The sequence below is a fragment of the Curvibacter delicatus NBRC 14919 genome (assembly GCF_001592265.1).
Classification (GTDB): domain Bacteria; phylum Pseudomonadota; class Gammaproteobacteria; order Burkholderiales; family Burkholderiaceae_C; genus Hylemonella; species Hylemonella delicata.
Genome location: NZ_BCWP01000040.1, coordinates 1 through 13,784 on the forward strand (window position 1 = coordinate 1; position 13,784 = coordinate 13,784).

General features: G+C 61.2%; 10 protein-coding genes. All 10 read right to left on the reverse strand.

The window, feature by feature from the left end:
- Positions 1 to 387: 387 nt before the first annotated feature.
- Positions 388 to 2,139: a carbamoyltransferase family protein gene (locus CDE01S_RS15295; protein WP_066709482.1), complete on the reverse strand. Its 1,752-nt coding sequence runs from the start codon at positions 2,137 to 2,139 to the stop codon at positions 388 to 390.
- A 13-nt stretch (positions 2,140 to 2,152) separates the two neighbouring features.
- The gene (locus CDE01S_RS15300) at positions 2,153 to 4,096 is read right to left on the reverse strand and encodes a TonB-dependent receptor (RefSeq protein WP_066709485.1); all 1,944 of its coding nucleotides are present in this window, start codon (positions 4,094 to 4,096) and stop codon (positions 2,153 to 2,155) included.
- Positions 4,097 to 4,239: 143 nt separating this feature from the next.
- Positions 4,240 to 5,589: a sensor histidine kinase gene (locus CDE01S_RS15305; RefSeq protein ID WP_245636190.1), complete on the reverse strand. Its 1,350-nt coding sequence runs from the start codon at positions 5,587 to 5,589 to the stop codon at positions 4,240 to 4,242.
- A 59-nt stretch (positions 5,590 to 5,648) separates the two neighbouring features.
- A complete protein-coding gene (locus CDE01S_RS15310; RefSeq protein WP_066709488.1) occupies positions 5,649 to 7,106 on the reverse strand; it encodes a nickel-dependent hydrogenase large subunit in 1,458 nt (485 codons plus the stop codon).
- A complete protein-coding gene (locus CDE01S_RS15315; protein WP_174525476.1) occupies positions 7,103 to 8,119 on the reverse strand; it encodes an NADH-quinone oxidoreductase subunit B family protein in 1,017 nt (338 codons plus the stop codon). Before CDE01S_RS15315 ends, CDE01S_RS15310 begins: the two co-directional genes overlap by 4 nt.
- Positions 8,116 to 9,591 carry a sigma-54-dependent transcriptional regulator gene (locus tag CDE01S_RS15320; RefSeq protein ID WP_066709490.1) on the reverse strand — a complete coding sequence of 492 codons (1,476 nt, stop codon included), beginning with the start codon at positions 9,589 to 9,591 and terminating at the stop codon, positions 8,116 to 8,118. The genes CDE01S_RS15315 and CDE01S_RS15320 overlap by 4 nt, the downstream gene beginning before the upstream one ends.
- A gap of 18 nt (positions 9,592 to 9,609) precedes the next feature.
- Positions 9,610 to 11,328, reverse strand: coding sequence for an enoyl-CoA hydratase-related protein (locus CDE01S_RS15325; protein ID WP_066709493.1), 1,719 nt, complete (start codon positions 11,326 to 11,328; stop codon positions 9,610 to 9,612).
- A 32-nt stretch (positions 11,329 to 11,360) separates the two neighbouring features.
- Positions 11,361 to 12,419 carry a hydrogenase expression/formation protein HypE gene (gene hypE, locus CDE01S_RS15330; RefSeq protein ID WP_066709496.1) on the reverse strand — a complete coding sequence of 353 codons (1,059 nt, stop codon included), beginning with the start codon at positions 12,417 to 12,419 and terminating at the stop codon, positions 11,361 to 11,363.
- Positions 12,420 to 12,422: 3 nt separating this feature from the next.
- Complete coding sequence (gene hypD, locus CDE01S_RS15335; protein WP_066709499.1) at positions 12,423 to 13,559, reverse strand: hydrogenase formation protein HypD; 1,137 nt, start codon at positions 13,557 to 13,559, stop codon at positions 12,423 to 12,425.
- Positions 13,556 to 13,783: a HypC/HybG/HupF family hydrogenase formation chaperone gene (locus CDE01S_RS15340; RefSeq protein WP_066709502.1), complete on the reverse strand. Its 228-nt coding sequence runs from the start codon at positions 13,781 to 13,783 to the stop codon at positions 13,556 to 13,558. Before CDE01S_RS15340 ends, hypD begins: the two co-directional genes overlap by 4 nt.
- Position 13,784: the final 1 nt, after the last annotated feature.

The following is a 13,784-nucleotide window of genomic DNA, read 5'->3' on the forward strand; positions in this document are numbered from 1 at the left end:
TCAGCAAATCCCTAAAGCTGTCATCCAAATGTTCGCACCGTGGCGACTAAACGGCTGGTATCAGGTGAACAGCTGTAACCGCCCGGCCATCCCCTCTCATGTTCAAGAGGGGATGGCCTGACGGTTGCCCATTGACCAACCGATTCGGCATTGACCTTGATCACGCGAGGACGGTCTACGTGGGCGAAACAGGTACTGCTGAAAGAAATCAGCCCTTGCCGTCCAGAATGTACGCTGCGTCAAGCCATTCTATATCTGCGATCCATATCTAGACTAGCCAGTCAGATGAACTCAAAACCACTCAGCAACAAATAGACCTTTCATGTGAGCAGAATTTCGATTGCAATCCGCAATACTTGGATTTTCGTTCGAAACCATAGAATCAATTCATCGCAAGTCTTGAGTTTTTTCGATAAGAAAATCGTCCATGAACAATGCGTCCAGTCCGCTTGTATAGAAGACTGACAAGGCGTCCTCTACAGTATTTGCGATGGGTTTGCCCATCACATTAAAACTGGTGTTGAGCACTAGCGGAACACCAGTCAATTCATGGAATCTGGCAATCAATTGATAAAAGCGCGGATTGGACGTTGGTGTCACCGATTGCACCCGGCCTGTTCCATCGACATGAACAACACCAAGAACTCTGTCGCGCACGACGCCGTTGAACCTGAGGGTACGCTCCATGTAGGGCGATGATTGGTAGTTCTCAAAATATTCGGAACCGAAATTATCTAGGACAGCAGGAGCAAACGGTCTGAAACCCTCTCGGAACTTTACTCGGGCGTTGATCATATCCTTCACGCCAGGCACACGGGGGTCAGCCAAAATAGAACGGTTTCCCAGCGCCCGAGGACCGAACTCGGCTGCCCCTTGCAGCCAGCCGATGACTTTGCCCTGTGCCAGCAGTTGAGCCGCCACCGCCGGCGCGTCGCTACATCGCCGCAGGCCAGACAGGCCGCTGAACTGCATCACGTCCTGCAGGGTCTGTGTCGACAGGCACGAACCAAGATAGGGCGTGTGGGCGTGCGCTCCGAAGCGATGATCGGGGTGGTCCTCGCGAAACGCAAGAAGTGCCGCACCAATGGCGTTACCGTCATCCGCCGGTGCACTGAACACGTGCAGCTGGCGGAAAGCGGTGTTCTGAAGGATGTGCCCGTTGGCCGCCGAGTTGAGAGCGCATTCGCCGCCATAAGCAAGATGGTCTGAACCGCTGGTAGCGTGCAAATGGTTCAGAAAAACCATCAAGGTCTCCGTGTACACGGCTTGCCCAGCATTGGCGAAATCGGCGATACGTTCGCCCGCTTCGCCTCTCTTGGGGGAGATCTGCTCCAACGCCCGCAACGAGGCGGCCAGGGGGCGGAATTCAATGCGCAAGCCGTCAACGTTTAGCAAAGAACGGAGTAGCTGCAGCAACTCGTCATCAGGCCGACCATAGGGCGCAAGCCCCATGACCTTCCAGGCCTCGCCGGCCATCGGATCGAAGCCGCACAATTGACACACCAGCTCCATGAAACCGGCCAAGCCTGCGTTTGTTGCCGACCCCTTAGAGTCGATTACTCGCAGCTCGCCATCGCGATAGTCATAGCAGGCCGCAGTGCGCCCCTCCCCCAGGTCGTCCAGGATGGCACACACGCCAGCGTCAAACGGGCTGGTGTAACAGGCCGTTGCAGCATGGGCCAGATGATGCTCGAATGTGCGGTGAATCACCTTTTGGCCCGCGCGAGCCCCCAAACGTGCAAGGGCGTACTCGATGCCTTGGCCGCGCTGAGCAAGCGTCGACAGTTGCGAAGCAATTGCGAACAATGCGCCAGCTTGCAGGCGATGAGCCAGGCTGACGCACTTCTCGTCACTCTCACACTCTTGCGCACCCACCTGCAGGCGAGCTTTCTCGCGCCGCAGCGCCTGCGTTGCAGAATCGCTCCATGCATGAGCGAAGACGAGTTCGGCGTGTGGATTGCAGTATTCCGAAATCAGTTCCTGCAGGCGCGCATAAGGCTCGGGAGTGACGTTGAAGGCTCGTTTGTACTGAAGCGTTCGCTCCAGAGCTTCTGCGTGGACAATCTCGCCATGCGCGTTCACGATACAGATAGCAGCATCGCGAAAGGAACCCGACAGGCCGATGTAGTTTCTCTTCATGAAGCTTCGCCCATCAAAACTTCACACGCAAGCCGATCCGTACGCTCAAGGGTTCGGCAGGGTGCACATGCAAACCGGTGACTGGCTGCGAGTCTCCGGCAAGCTGGCTGGCATAGAAGTACTGGATGTCGTTGACGCGTCGGTCGAAGAGATTGAAGACGTCCAGCGTCACCGTCGCGCGACCCGTGAGATCGTGCTGCACTCGCAGGTTTGTCGTCACCGACGACGCGGAGCGCACGCTGTTGTCGTCGGTCAGCGGGGCCGAGCCCATGGAGCGCATCTGCACGGCCACCAGCCATTGCGCATCGGGTTTGCATCTCAGCGTAAGCTGCGCCACCTGCTCCTGCGCATTGGGAATGTAGCGCCGCACCTCGGGGCCCTCCGTATAGCGCGCATGGCTCCAGCTCAAGTCCAGGTCGAGCTGCCAGCGCCGCGCGGGCTGCCACTGGCTGCTCCACTCCAGCCCGTAGCGCGTGCTGGCCCGCCCGGCGGTGGTGGTCCCGCTGTCGCCCTGATAGATCAGCTCAGAATCCAGATTCAGCCGCCACAGCACCAGCGAGGTGAGAAAGTTTGGCATGGGCTGACTGCGCAGGCCGGCTTCCATGCCCTGCGTGGCCACCAGCCCCGGCGCAGGACTCATGGCTTGCGCCGGATTGGCCGGGTCGCGCTGCATCGTCATGCCCCGCGCGTCGTTGCTGTGGAAACCCCGGCCGGCGTTGACATGGAACTCGGTCTTGTGCCACGGCCCCAGCACCAGTCCCGCCTTCGGCGACAGCAGCGCTGTCTGCGCAACGCCGGAGTTGTCCGGCAGGGTGAAGCTTTGCACCTGCGCATCCAGCCGATCTACCGCCAGCCCGGCGATGCTGCGCAGCCAGGGCGTCCATTGCCACTGGTTTTCCGCGTACAGCCCCAGGAGGCTCTGGCGCACGTGGTCGTCGCGCACGGTGGCAGTGATCTGGCGCGCCACGGTGTTGTACAGTCCCACACGGATATTGTCTTGACGCAAGTACAAGCCCAGGGTGCTGAAGCCGTCGCCCCAGGAGCCGCCAACATGGTGCCACTGCCGCGATGTCGTCAGACCCATGGCCTGGCGCTGATCACGCTGGGCAAACTGGTCACCCAGCGTGGTGTTGTTCATAGCGTAGGTGAAGTTGGACCACAGATCCAGTCCGTAGTCCAGCCACCAGGCGCTTACTCTGTCGTGTGTGCCCTGACCGATGCGGTGCCATTCGGCTGCGAGGCTCACGCGCTGCGTTTCGCCGCCGTCGCTGGGGTCCACTGCATCCCAGCGCGAAAAGGGGCGTCCCCGCCATGAACCGGAATCGAGTAGGCGCTGCGGCACTTGGTCGGTGCTGTTCCAACGCGCACGGTAGGCCACAGCGCTAGCACTCCAGCCTTCACGCGCGCTGCCGCCGGCCAAGCCCATGTGCAAATTGCGCTTCTGCAGTCTGTCGGGGTTGGACCACGGCCCGTCGTCGCCCATGGCCTCGAATGCGGCGAGCCAGCGCAGGCCGCTGGCCCAGACGCCGGAATCGGCTGACAGCGCGCGCGCATAGCCATGATTGCCCACGCTCAGGTCAACGAACGGCGCGTCGAGTTGCTGGCGGTAGTGAAAGTTTGCCGCCCCCGCGGACGCAAAGTCGCCCTGACCGACGAAGTAAGGCCCTTTGCGAAAGTCCATGCGCTCGACCAGTTCGGGAATCAGAAAGTTCAGGTCGCTGTAGCCTTGACCATGCGCGTGCGTCGGCATGTTGACCGGAACGCCGTTAACTGTGGTCGCGAAGTCCGTGCCGTGATCGAGGTTGAAGCCGCGCAGGAAATATTGATTGGCTTTACCCTGCCCCGAGTGCTGGGTGATGATCAACCCCGGCACCAACTCCAGCACGTCGGCCGGGCGCGCCAGCGGACGTCCTGCGATTCTGTTTGCCCCCACCGTGCCTTGAGAAGCTGCATCCATCAATCCGAGCGCAGGAGCGCTTTCACCCTCAGAGCGAACTTCCACGACGGGTAGTACCGCCTCGTCCTGCGGTTCGTGCTCACGATGCGCCTGCGCCGGCAACTGCCACAGGAGCATCGCTAGGTATATCCCCCATCCACGCATCAAACCCCTTCTCCACCACTCCTGGGAAAAGAGAAGCCCGGAGCCTGCGGCAAATCGATGGTGAATTCCGCGCCGCCTTCATTACGGTTGCGCACAGAGAGAACCCCTTGGTGCTGTTCGATCAGTCCGTAGCTGATAGACAAGCCAAGGCCGGTGCCCTTGCCGACGGGCTTACTGGTGAAGAAGGGGTCGAACACGCGACTCATGGCTTCAGGGAGAATGCCGGCGCCGTTGTCCGCAACGTGAATGTACACGCGTCCGTCTGCCTGTCGCAGCGTGATCCAGACTAGCCCTTGCGAACACTTTGCGGTGGCTATCGCATCAAACGCGTTTTGCAGCAGATTGGTCAGTACCTGCTGCAACTGCCCCTCCGAGCCAAGCACATGCGCGGTTGTGGTCGGTGTCCAGTGAATCTGCACCGTTTGCGGTTGCACACGGCGCATCCACAGGATGGTACGGTCAACGACCTGGACCAGATTCACGACCCGCTTCTCTTCCTTGTCCATGGTCGAAAAGCGCTTGAGCCCGTTGACGATGTCGGCAGTACGACTGGCACCTTCCAGGGTACCGTCGATAAGAGAAGGCAGATCGTGCAGTACGTGATCGATTCGCAGACGCTGGCGCTGCTCCCGTAGCGCCTCCGAATCCTGTTGTCCGTCCAGCATCTCAATATAAGTCTGCAGGCGCTCGCAGTAGCGCTGTAGGGCATGCACGTTGCCCAGCACGAAGCTGATCGGGTTGTTGAGTTCATGAGCGACCCCAGCCACAAGCTGCCCCAGAGAAGCCATCTTCTCCGAGTGGATGAGTTGCTGCTGAGTACGTTTGAGCGCATCATGCGTCTGCTGCAGCTCCATGTAGGCGCGTTTAATTTCACCCATGGGCCGCCCGACCCAGACCGTACCGGCACGTCGACCATTGCCAGCCGTGCGCGGTGTGCATCGAGCATCCACTGGAACAGCCTGCCGACCACGGTCAAGCAGTTGCAGCTCTACGTCTTGTGCCTGCAGGCCCAAGAAAGCAGCCTTGCTGACCTCGGCCGCCTTGGCCTGGCTGGCCTCGTCGGCCAGCAGTATGGCCAGTGGCTGACCGAGAATTTCCGACTCTGTCCTGCCAACCAGAGCACACAGCGCGGCATTGGCCCGTTCGATCCGACCAGCCACGTCGCACACAATTAGCACATCCGTCATCGAACTGATCACGCTGACGATGAACTGCTGAGACTGCTCGAGTTCGACGTTCTTGCGCTCCAGTTCGACTTCGTCATCGATCAGGCGGGAATAGACTTCGTCCATCTTGTTGATGACGTCCATCCAGGCCGCATCGTCCACGCCATCTGGGTGCTGGTGCATATGCTCATTCAGTCCATCGAGCAATGCTGGTCTCGCTTGCATCATCGATACTCCCACCGTCAATGAACCGTACAGACCATGCAAGGATCGAACGAGCGCACAATGTGCTGCACCGCGACCGGCGTGGTTTCGCCCTGGCGCATCGGCGCACCTGCCAATGCCTGCTCCAGAGCACCGGGTTGTCCGGCGGCGTCGCGCGGGGAAAAGTTCCAACTCGTCGGCGCAATGATCTGATAGTTCACAATGCGCCCGCCCTCCACCCGCAGCCAGTGGCCGAGGCTGCCGCGCGCAGCTTCATTCAGACCAACTGCCTGGCCGCTGTGCGGCAAGGAAAACGGCCGGCAATAGGGCGCTTCTGGCTCCAGTTGCTCTAGCCAAGTTTCCATGGCCGGCACCACCGTGGCCAGTTCCATCATGCGCGCTAGCACCCTGGTATAGACCGTGCCCCCTCCGGAGGCCACCGCCGCGCGCAGCAGCGGCTGACCCGCAGCGAGTTGACGCGCCAGCGCGCCGGTCTCCACCACTTCGCCAGCCAAGCGCGGTGCCTTGTTCCAAGTATAGGCGTCAGCCTTCTCCGCGTCAGGCAGAGTCAACCCAGTGAAAGGATGCAAAGCGCCTCCGTTCTGGTGCAGCCAAGCATGGGTAGCGTCTTCAGTAATGGACTGGCAGTCCAGTGGATCAAGGCGCCAGCCATCTTCGCGCCACACCCCCGACGGCATCAGCAGTCCTCCATCAGCGAGGGGATAAGCGCCGTAGCTGAGATAACGTCCCGGACCGCGACCGAGTTGTTGTAAATCGAGATCTCGGGCGATATGCAGGAACAGGCCGAAATCGCCCGTCCCTTCAGGTTCGCTCCAGCGCGCGAGCAGGGCTTTCTGGGTGGAAAGGGCACTGACCTCTTCCAGCGGCGCGGCAAAAAACCGGGTCTCCAAGAACATCCTGAATTCGCGCAGTCGTGTCTGCAACTTCATGCGCTCAGAAGCGTCCAATGCCCGGGTCGATCCGCCCGGATCAACCGTCTGAGTATGCGGCCATTTTCCCGCTAGTATGCCCAGCATGGTCATCCAGCGCTGACGCGCCTGCAGTGCCAGACGAACCGACTCACCGCTATCAGGCAGGAAGCGCTCGCGCGCTTGAGCATGCCAGTCGCGGTCACTGTAGATTTCCCGACAGAAATCGGGCATGAAAAAAAGATAGAAATGGGACAGATGATCGGCCAAGTTCTCGACCGCCAGTATCAAGTTGGTGGCGATCAGTCCGTTGACGGCAGGCTCGACGCCAGCAAGCTGCGCCAGCGCGCGCGAGGCGGCGACCGACTGGGACACGGAACAGATGCCACAGATGCGGGGCACATAGACTAAGGCGTCCCCAGGCAACTTGCCCTGCAGGATCTGTTCAAAACCTCGGTACATCGGCGCCGTCACGCGGGCTGAAGATACAAAGCCATCGCGCAAAGTGAGTTCCACTTCGAGGTCACCTTCGACCCGGTTGAAAGGGCCCACGATCAGACGGCTCACGACAACCTCGTCTTGCGCACGGCCGGCTTGACCACCAGATGATCCGACGTAGCGTTGAGCTTGACACGCTTGGGCGTTGCACTCTTTGACAGCGATGCCAGCGCCACGAACCAAGCCTTGGGCATGTCGGTAGGCAGCCCGATGGGAATGCCCGCCACCTTGGGCGTAGTTAGAAAAGCGTGTCCAGGTTCCTGAAATCCCGGTTCCGTACAGGCAATGCAAGCATAACCGCCTCGGGTGCACGACCCCTCCCCGTTCCACAAACGGATATTGCAGTCCGCATGTACCTGAGTTCCTTTGCAGCCCAGATGCTCCATCATGCAGCCCAGATCGGATGGCCGCGTCGCGCTGGCCTTGAATTCATAGTATTCGTTGCGAGTGCAGCCGTGATGCACCAGTTGGTCGGCATAGCTACGCGGTCTGCCCAAAGCATCCAGGTCATCGGATCCCAACTTCCCCTGCGCCAGCCCCATCAGGGTACTCACCACCCAATCCGGATGTGTGGGACAGCCAGCCACATTGATCACGGGCAGGCCACTGCGGGCGCGAAAGTCGAAGCCCAACAAGCCGCCAACCCGATCATCGTCGTACTGCAAGCCGCAGGCATCGGTAGGATTGCCACCGCCAGCGCTGACGCCACCCCAGGCCGCGCAGCTACCAATGGCCAACACGTCGCGCGCCAGCGGCGCCAGACGGCGAACCCAGTCGATCATAGGTTGGCCGGTTCCGGCCAACAGATGGAAACGCCCGGTGCCGCCCGGTCCGCGCAGCATTGCCCCCTCCAGGCATAGAGCATCGAGTCGCAAACGACCGTCCACAATGTCCTGCAATAGCGTAAGCAACTCAGAACCGCTGGCCAGCGAGAGCGAAGGATGCCAGAGCAACTCAATGCCGGCAGCACGCAGATGACCATGGAAATCGGTTGTGTCGGCGCACAGCAGCGACATGGAGCAGCCACCGCAACCGCCTGACTGCAGCCAAAGCACGTTCAAAGTCTGCTTGATAGTGCTCATGCTTCCTCCATACCGTAACGGCGCATCTTGGCACGCAGACCCACGCGGGACAGTCCAAGTTCCTTGGCTACTCGTGTCTTGTTGCCGTGATGTCGCAGCAGAACCTCGCGGATCAAAGCCGCCTCGATCGCATCGAGCCGCTCGGCCAGGGTGCCCTGCTGGGGCATCCCCGTCGGCAGCACCTGCCGCGCCTGGACAGTCCCGCAACCCAGTAGCATCCGGCTGGAAAAGTTTTCCGGATTAAGAGCCAACCCCTCGCTCAAGGCCATCGCACGTGCCAGTTCATTGCGCAGTTCGCGGATATTGCCGGGCCAAGGGTAGGACATGAGACAGCCCATGGCCTCCTCACTTACGACCATCGACGGATGGCCCAATTCGCCGGCCACCTCGGCGGCAAGATGCTTCACGATCAACGGTATGTCCGCCAGCCGCTCACGCAATGGCGGCATAGTCAGCGTGACGCCGGCCAGACGATAGTACAGGTCTTCACGAAACTTCCCTTCGTTCACGTACTGCTCCAGATCGCGATGCGTGGCCGCGATGACGCGTACGTCGACGGGAATCGAGTGTGCTGCGCCCACGGGTCGGATCTCGCCTTCCTGCAACACGCGCAGCAGCTTGACCTGAAAGGCGGGAGATGTCTCGCCGATTTCATCCAGAAAGACCGTTCCGCCATGCGCGCGTTGGAACAAGCCCTTATGGTCCTCGTAGGCACCGGTAAAGGAACCTCGCTTGTGGCCGAACAATTCCGATTCCAGCAAGGTATCAGGCATGGCCGCGCAGTTCTCCACCACGAAAGGCCCGGCCATGCGCGGCGACGCGTAGTGGATGGCGCGAGCCAACAGCTCCTTGCCCGTGCCAGATTCACCCAAGACCAGCGCACTGAGGTGGTAGCGGGCGATGCGCAGCGCGGTATCACAGACCGCATCAAGCGGGCTCCCCACAGCGCGCACGATTCGCTCGAAGCCGAAGGCGTTGCGCGCCTGAGCGAACTGGGTGGCCAGCTTCTGGCGAATGGCGCCTGTGCTTGCACGCAACTCCAGACTCAGACGGTTGGACTGCTTTTGCAGGCTCTGCGCCTCGACGGCATGACGTACCGATTCCAGAAGATGCTGCGGCGCCCAAGGTTTGAGGATGTACTGATAGATTCCCGCATCGTTAATGCCAGCGATGATATCTTCCGAGTCGGTGTAGCCCGAGATAACGATGCGAACACAGTCGGGCCAGCGCTCACGCACCTCTTTCAGAAATTCGACACCAGTCTGCTCCGGCATACGCTGGTCGCACAAGATGACAGCGACTTCATGCTGCTCTAGTTGTTTAAGAGCCTGCTCGGCACTGGCGGCCGAGAGAATATGGAAGTCCTCGTCCAGCGTACGGCGCAAGGCATCAAGCGACCGCACCTCATCGTCCACGAGCAGAACTACTGGCAGATCGCCGCGCGGAACAGGGAAACTTTCTGGAGCATTCATGACAACACAATCTCGGCCTCAACGATGCATCGCCAGATGGCGCGGCGTCCAGCTATGGGGTTTGCGATGAACGAAATAGTGACGTGCAACATGGTAGCTGGGATCAAAGCCAAAGAAGTTGCGGTGCATGCGGCGCAGCTCGTCTTCGCGGTAGCTCGCCAACGGCTTGTGTGTCTCGTCGGCAGCTCGCCTAACCCGTTTCGCGGCGAGTCTAGCATCCAGGTCGGGCTGCGCAGCAAGGGATTGCGCGGCCGCGCGTGCTAGGGACTCAAAGGACCACGCATCTGTGCTGAACACCCGGTCCACCAGCCCCAATCTCAGCGCTTGCGCCGTCCCGATGGGCAGTCGATCCTGGGTGATTGCCTGCGCTAGTTCGGCACCGACCCGGCGGGGCAAGGTGTAGGTCCAGTATTCCGAACCAAAGAGATTGCCCATGTTCTTGTAATGCGGGTTGAGTACCACCCCTTCATGTGCCCACACCAGGTCAGCCGCCATGGCCAGAAAGCAGCCCCCAGCTCCGGCGTTTCCGCGCAGCGCACTCACAGTCAACCGGTCATCCATCGACAGCACTTCCAGAGCCACGTCGTCGATGGCCTGGATGTTGCGCCAAGACGCATCGGCCGCACTGTCACCGGGCTGTTGCGCAGCATGCTCGATTTCGTGCAAGTGGATGCCGTTGGAAAAGAAATCGGCACCACCGGCCAGCACCAGCACGCGGGTATCGCGCTGGCGCAGCTCGCGCAGTGCGTCGCGCAACTGCACGCACTGTCGCAGGCCCATTGCGCCGTCGAGGAAATCGAAGGAGAGCCAGCCCACACGCGCATCGATCGCCCCCCACTCCTCGTAGCGCAGTTCGCGCCACTCATCGGCCGACGCCTGCAGCGCGACCGTCAATTCCGGCAAATCAGTGCAATGCCTGGCCAGCGCCAGCGTTGCGGCCAGCTTCAGACTTTGGCTGTCGGCATCGGCCGCACGTCGCACGGCACCCACCCACACACCACCATCCACGGTACGAATCAGCAAGGCGGGGCCGCGGCGCGCGAGCACTGCGCCCGGTGCAGCTGTCTCGTGACCGGCCAGGGCGTCTTCAGTCGCCGGATGCAAATCGAAGACGCGCAACGATTCGCCCAGCAGTGTAGCGATGGCTCCTGGTACGCTGTCGGCTGCACGCGCGATGCAGAGCACCTCGTCCGTGGTGTGCCGTTTCCAGTCGATCTGCCGCTGCCCCGCGCTGAACGGGGGCTGCCAACACCCCAACCGCTCGACTTTCGGTGAGTCCAGGCCCGCCTGCCACCTGGACAAAGCCTCCTGTACCGCGCGCACGGCAGCGTCATTCACCTCGTGACGGTACAGGCTGGCCTTCGTAGCATTGCGCATGGGAAAGGGCGCGTACGCCAGCACAGGGCCAGCGTCGTAGTCGCCATTGGCCTGCAGCACCGTGACCCCCCACTCGGGCAACGCTCGCAGCACAGCCCAGTCCAGCGCGTTAGGACCACCATCGCCCGGCGGTCCCGGATGCACGACCCAGCACGGCAGACGGCGCCACACTGATTCCGGAATGCGACGCTTGAGAAAAGGCGCCAGCAACAGATCCGGTGCATAGGCCTGCACCGCCTGTTCGGTCACGGAATCAGCGATGTCCAGCTCGACGGAAACTTCGTGTCCCGCCTCGCGTAGCACCGTGTGCAGGCGCTGGCTCAGGCTGTTGAAGGCGTGACAAAGAAGCAGGATGCGCATGGAGGGTCGGTTCTCGGATGCAACAGCGGTGATCAGCAAATGCGTGGCAGAGGCTCACCGCTAAGCCAGTCCACCACACGGCGACCGCCGAAGCGGGTTTTCATCTGCACGAAGCGATGCTCGTCAGCTACCACTTCACCGATCACCGCTGCCTGCGCACCCAGCGGATGCGCCCGCAGCGCAGCCAGCGCGGCCGGTGCAGCCTCGGGCGCCACCACGGCTACAAGCTTGCCTTCGTTGGCGAGGTAGAGCGGATCAAGACCGAGCAGTTCGCACGCGGCATCAACTTGCGGCAGCACCGGGATGCTCGCCTCCTGCAACAGCATGCCGACACCAGACTGACGGGCGATTTCGTTGAGCGTCGTGGCCAGTCCGCCACGGGTAGGGTCGCGCAAGGTGTGCACCGTACCCTCGGGCACGGCTGCCAGCAACTGGGCCACCTGACCGTGCAATGCCGCGGTATCGGAGATCACTGCCGTCTCGAACTCCAGCGATTCACGCTGAGAGAGAACGGCCACGCCATGCTCGCCGATGGGGCCCGAGACGATCACCGCATCGCCGGCCTGCGCCCATGCGCCGCCGATGCGTCGTCCGGCAGGCAACGCGCCTAGCCCCGTGGTGGTAATGAACACGCCGTCACCCTTGCCCTGTTCAACCACCTTGGTGTCGCCCGTCACCACCGCAACGCCAGCCTGCTGCGCGGCGGCTGCCATGGAGTCAACGATGCGCTTGAGATCGGCGAGTGGAAATCCTTCCTCGATGATGAAGCTGGCGGCCAGGTACATCGGCACGGCTCCCATCATGGCCACGTCGTTGACCGTGCCATGCACGGCCAGGCAGCCGATGTCGCCACCGGGAAAGAATAACGGAGAAATCACGTGGCCGTCGGTCGACATCACCAGCGTATGTCCCGGTGGCGGGGCCGGCAGCGCTGCGCCATCATTGCCCTGTCGCAGGAATTCGTTGTCGAAGGCGCGAGAGAAAATTTCTTCGATCAACTGCATGCTCGCGCGCCCGCCAGCGCCGTGGTTCATGTCGATGCGGCCCTGCTTGAGGTCCAGCGGACGGATGTAATCTCGCTTGATTGCCATGTTTCACACCACCACAGGAATGTCACGAAAACGCCCGTAAGAATAATGCGCGGCGCAGGCCCCCTCCGAGGAAACCATGCACGAGCCCATCGGGTTTTCCGGCGTGCAGATGGTGCCGAAAAGCTTGCAGTCGGTGGGGCGCTTGACGCCGCGCAGGATGGCGCCGCATTCGCACTGCTTGTGATCTGTCACCGGCGTGTACTGCAGAACGAACCGAAGTTCGGCGTCAAACTCGCCAAAAGCCGGACGCAGCTTAAGTGCGCTGTAGGGAACCACACCCAGCCCACGCCACTCGAAACTCTGGCGCAACTCCATCACCTCGCTCACCACCTTCTGTGCCGCGAGATTGCCCTCAGGCGTGACGGCGCGGGTGAACTCGTTCTCTACCTCAGCTCGGCCTTGGTTGACTTGACGCACCAGCATCAGGATCGCCTGCATCACGTCCAGTGGTTCGAAACCGGCAATTACCACCGGCTTGCGATATTCTTCTGCGAAGTGCGAATAGGGCTGCGAACCGATCACGATGCTCACATGCGCCGGACCGACGAAACCGTCTATGGGAACCGTCCCGTACTGGCGCACCTCGGCGCTCTCTAGGATGTGTGTGATGGCGCTGGGCGTCAGCACGTGATTACATAGCACACTGAAATTCTTCACACCCGCAGCTTGGGCCTGCTGCACAACCAGCGCCGTGGGAGGGGTCGTGGTCTCAAAGCCAATGGCCAGAAACACCACCTCTCTCTCGGGGTTGGTCTGCGCCAATTTGAGTGCGTCGGCAGCGGAGTAGATCATGCGAACGTCTGCGCCGTGCGCCTTCGCCTTCATGAGCGACAGGCCGTCGCTGGCGGGCACGCGCATCACGTCGGCATAGGTGCAAAGGATGACGCCGCGCTCGATGGCCAGCCGTATGGCCTGGTCCACGCGACCAATGGGCAGCACGCACACCGGACAGCCGGGGCCATGGATCATGCGGATGTTCGAGGGCAGCAGGTCGGTCACGCCGTAGCGCGAGATTGCGTGGGTATGGCCACCACAGAACTCCATGAAATGGTAGGTACGCGCCGGGTCAGCCTCGCGCGCGATGACTGCGGCAATGTTGCCAGCCAGGGCGCCATCACGAAATTCGTCCACGTATCTCATGCGGCAGCTCCGTTCTCAAGGGTGGCAAACATGGCCAGGGTTTTTTTTGCCTCCTCCGGGTCGAGCAGCCCGATGGCATGGCCCACATGCACGATCACATAGTCGCCAGGCTTGACCTCGCCGACCAAAGCGGTAGAGATTTCCTTCTTGACGCCGCCGAGCTCGACCAGTGCCTGCTGCTGCGGCCGGACTTCAAGAATGCAGGTGGGCAATGCCAGACACATT

Excerpts from the sequence above, each read along its gene's own strand:
- CDE01S_RS15295 (WP_066709482.1), bottom strand. The coding sequence starts at position 2,139 with ATGAAGAGAAACTACATCGGCCTGTCGGGTTCCTTTCGCGATGCTGCT.
- CDE01S_RS15300 (WP_066709485.1), bottom strand. The coding sequence starts at position 4,096 with ATGGATGCAGCTTCTCAAGGCACGGTGGGGGCAAACAGAATCGCAGGA.
- CDE01S_RS15305 (WP_245636190.1), bottom strand. The coding sequence starts at position 5,589 with ATGCACCAGCACCCAGATGGCGTGGACGATGCGGCCTGGATGGACGTC.
- CDE01S_RS15315 (WP_174525476.1), bottom strand. The coding sequence starts at position 8,119 with ATGAGCACTATCAAGCAGACTTTGAACGTGCTTTGGCTGCAGTCAGGC.
- CDE01S_RS15320 (WP_066709490.1), bottom strand. The coding sequence starts at position 9,591 with ATGAATGCTCCAGAAAGTTTCCCTGTTCCGCGCGGCGATCTGCCAGTA.
- CDE01S_RS15325 (WP_066709493.1), bottom strand. The coding sequence starts at position 11,328 with ATGCGCATCCTGCTTCTTTGTCACGCCTTCAACAGCCTGAGCCAGCGC.
- hypE (WP_066709496.1), bottom strand. The coding sequence starts at position 12,419 with ATGGCAATCAAGCGAGATTACATCCGTCCGCTGGACCTCAAGCAGGGC.
- hypD (WP_066709499.1), bottom strand. The coding sequence starts at position 13,559 with ATGAGATACGTGGACGAATTTCGTGATGGCGCCCTGGCTGGCAACATT.
- CDE01S_RS15340 (WP_066709502.1), bottom strand. The coding sequence starts at position 13,783 with ATGTGTCTGGCATTGCCCACCTGCATTCTTGAAGTCCGGCCGCAGCAG.